This window comes from Hyalangium gracile, assembly GCF_020103725.1.
GTDB lineage: Bacteria > Myxococcota > Myxococcia > Myxococcales > Myxococcaceae > Hyalangium > Hyalangium gracile.
This window is the reverse complement of sequence record NZ_JAHXBG010000079.1, coordinates 1-1,139: the sequence shown is the minus strand read 5'-3', so window position 1 is coordinate 1,139 and position 1,139 is coordinate 1. Positions and strand designations below refer to the sequence as shown.

The window sequence follows — 1,139 nt, the reverse complement described above, 5'->3', positions numbered from 1 at the left end:
GGCTTCACTGTCCAGGAGGCGGTGGAGCAGGGGGGCTACGTCCGGGTGGAAGCGAGGCTGGACGGGGAGCAGGGCGGTGTTGCGCTCGAGCAGGGTGCGCAGCACGGTGTCGTAGTCGAGTTCGGGGCGCAGGTGGACCAGGGCCCGGGCCTGGGCCTGACGTGCATCCTCGCGCGTGAAGTCAGAGGGGGAGGGCCAGAGCACCAGGAGGATGGCGCCGTGGGGCAGTTCCTCGACTCGGTAGGCCGGGGTAGACAGCATGCGCTCACGGCCCACCGTCTCCACCAGCTTCGGGCCGAAGACGTTCAGCCAAGACACCTCGTACACCTTGTCGAACCCGTTCTGGTTCGTCGTCTCATCGTCCCGGCCATAGTTGGGAGCGCCCGCCAGCTGCTGGTCCGCCGTGCTGTGGGCCGAGGCATGGGGCACGGGGTAATGCGATGACCAGGCTCGCACCAGTTCCACGAACCTATGGCAGCGGTCCTCCTGACTGAAGAAGGTGAGCGGCTGCACATCGAGGCCCACCCTCAACTCTCGAGGGGACTGCTTGAAACCGAAGCTGAGCGTCAACGCCACAAAGGGGGGAGTCGAGTGATAGAGCCCGCAGCCTGAGTCGTACTCGTTGCTGCGCTCCTCCAGAGTCCTCCAGACCGCGGCACGGGAGTAGTTGCGCCGCCGCTTCCCCTCCACGATGTCCGGCATCCACTCTCCGGCATGTGTCTCGAGCGCCTGGAGAAAAGGCCCCAACGCACGCTCGAACTCCATCAGCGGATCGAAGGACCCCATCCAGTAGAGGGCGAGGGTGTCCTCGACGTTCAAGTCCTGGAACGTCAGCAGTTTCATTGAAACAGGATCTCCACGCCTTGGATGTTCACCTTGACTCCGTTCACGGCGTTCTTCAATCGCCCTGGCTCCTTGGGAATGAGCGCGCCACCTTGGTAGACCAGACGGACGCGCTGTATCTGGACGCGTCGCTGGAGGGAAGGCCGCAGAATGTCCAGCGTTCCGCCGTAATGGTTCAGGGCGGCACGCGCATCCATCCCTATCTGTTCACGCAGAGCATCTGGCTTCATTGACGCGAGGAAGCGGCTCTTGAAGCTGAAGGTCTCTACGCGAGGAGGCTGGCCGGCGGAGGGCTG

General features: G+C 64.1%; 2 pseudogenes. Both read right to left on the bottom strand.

What is annotated here, in order from left to right:
• Positions 1-843: pseudogene (locus KY572_RS46885) on the bottom strand (hypothetical protein); the annotation flags it as partial.
• A pseudogene (locus KY572_RS46880) lies at positions 840-1,139 on the bottom strand (hypothetical protein); the annotation flags it as partial. The pseudogenes KY572_RS46885 and KY572_RS46880, both read right to left, overlap by 4 nt.